The organism is Bacillus sp. JJ634, from assembly GCF_036962285.1.
In the GTDB taxonomy this organism is placed as follows: domain Bacteria; phylum Bacillota; class Bacilli; order Bacillales; family DSM-1321; genus Peribacillus; species Peribacillus asahii_A.
The window spans coordinates 1-2,144 of sequence record NZ_JBALMU010000156.1; the positions used below are offsets into that span (position 1 = coordinate 1).

The 2,144-nt window shown below is 32.6% G+C and carries 2 protein-coding genes; both read left to right on the plus strand.

The window, feature by feature from the left end:
* Window positions 1–366 precede the first annotated feature (366 nt).
* Window positions 367–549 carry a YolD-like family protein gene (locus tag V7068_RS19880; protein WP_499714221.1) on the plus strand — a complete coding sequence of 61 codons (183 nt, stop codon included), beginning with the start codon at window positions 367–369 and terminating at the stop codon, window positions 547–549.
* Between the two features lie 325 nt (window positions 550–874).
* Window positions 875–2,089, plus strand: coding sequence for an ATP-binding protein (locus V7068_RS19885; RefSeq protein WP_499714222.1), 1,215 nt, complete (start codon window positions 875–877; stop codon window positions 2,087–2,089).
* The last annotated feature ends 55 nt before the right edge of the window (window positions 2,090–2,144 follow it).

Sequence of the window (2,144 nt, forward strand, 5' to 3'; positions counted from 1 at the left end):
CAATCAAGTGACCGTACGAACCTGATTGGTGAAAGCTTACCTTTGAAAATCGCAAAGGTAAGTTTCACTGTATCTCACCAATCGGACCTTTACGAGTAGTTTGTCCCCCACCTATCTTCTTAGGTTCCTCATAAGCTTGAGGTGGGGGTCTTACTGCCCGTTAAGCGTGGGATAACAACTTTCGACAACTTCATTCACTTGATATTGAAACACATCTCTTTGTATAAAATGAATACATTTATTGCTTAGCGCAGGTAACGCCTTCCAATATCTATAAATATCTTTAACATGTTCTTCATCCTATCTTAAAAGAATTATTCTATAGTGGAATTGTGTAAACCATTACTTATCATAAGGAGGATATAGATGTACCTAAAAAAGCTAACGGAAAATAGACCTATTACGATTGATTATTATACAAACGGAGCCTTACAAACCTTCAAAGGACGTGTTTATAGCCTGAACCTCCTTGAACAAAGACTGTCTTTAAAGGATGAAAAACAAAAGCCCTTTTCCATTTGCTTATCCAGCATCAAACATATTTATTAATCAAACAAGTTAAATAAAGAAACTTCTTAACTTAGACCAAATGGATCTAGGTTTTTTATTTATCTTTAACTAAGCCTTTCATTTATATGAATAAGACTCATGATTATCCTTTTCTAACAGCAACTCTAATTCCTCCATACAACATAATATTTTGTCACCTGTCAATCATAAATTTTTCCCAAATCATTTAATCATTTATGTTATTATGGTTGAATAGTACAGCTTTTTATAATTAGAAAACTTTAAACTAGCATATTAGAAAATGTTAATCGACTTAAAATGACAAACAACAAAAGGAGTATGTATGAAGGAGTTTTATCCTCAAATGAATAAAAAACTATATTATACGGTAGTGCTCATCTGGACAGCTGTAATGATCATGGGTTTATTATTGGATAATCCACGCTTGGGTGGATTTGATTTAGGTTACATCTTACATAGTGTTCTTGCTATCATTCTATTTACATGTTTATGGCTTTATCCGAAGTATAAAAATCATAGTTTTAGAATTGTTATTATTATCACGGCATCCACTTTCCTGTATACCGTTTTCTTTTTATATCCAGGCGCTTGGTCTACCTTTATTTTCCTATGCCTTATTCCTGCCATTTCTATTTTATTTTTTGATTCAAAGCTGTTTTATTTTTCTTTAATCTTAAACACACTCTTAATAATAGGTACATTTAGTTATATTATAGGAATGGATCAAAGCAATCAGTTTTCTCATATAAAGGGAGATTTAGCAGGCAATGCTGTCAACTTTATAGGAAGTCAAGTCATTATCTATCTCATTTATCATGTATCGTACGAACGTATAAAAAAACAGCAATTATATTACGAGCAATTACAACATTCAGAACGATTAAAGACAACAGGACAATTAGCAGCTGCTGTTGCACACGAAATTAGAAATCCTTTGACAGTTGTTAAAGGGTTTTTGCAGCTCTACAGTGAAAAAGATTGTCCAGTTAATAAGGATATAAGAGAAACGTTTACTCTAATGATTGACGAATTAAATACGGCCGAAGAAGTTATTTCTCAATTTTTAACGATTGCAAAGCCAGATAAAGATAAAAAACTGGAAATCGTAAATGTTCATAACGTTCTTCAAAGTGTAACAGATTTACTTAAATCATATGGGCTTTTACGTGATAATAAGATTGATTTACAAGTAAGTGAAGATTGCTATATCTGCGCTAACAACATAGAGTATAAACAATTAATGATCAATATTATTAAAAATGCCCTTGAGGCTTCCAAAATTGGGGATTCCGTTATTGTTAAGGCAAAAAGTAAAAATCAATTCGTAGAAATGAAAGTAATCGATTATGGTGACGGAATGTCAGAAGAGGAAATAAAGTCTCTTGGCACTCCTTTTTATTCTTTAAAAAGCAACGGGACAGGATTAGGTTTAATGATTTGCTGCCATATAATAGAGAAATATAATGGAAGCATTGATTTCCAAAGCTCAAAAGGGCAAGGGACAACCGTTACAATCTGCTTTCCCTCAAAAAATTGTGAGCTTATCCAGATTGACTAATAACGAGTAAAGGAGAGGAGGCTTTTTTCAGAAAAATAAGCCTCCTCTCCTTTAC

Coding starts and splice junctions, on each gene's coding strand:
- V7068_RS19880 (WP_499714221.1), top strand. CDS start 367: ATGTACCTAAAAAAGCTAACGGAAAATAGACCTATTACGATTGATTAT.
- V7068_RS19885 (WP_499714222.1), top strand. CDS start 875: ATGAATAAAAAACTATATTATACGGTAGTGCTCATCTGGACAGCTGTA.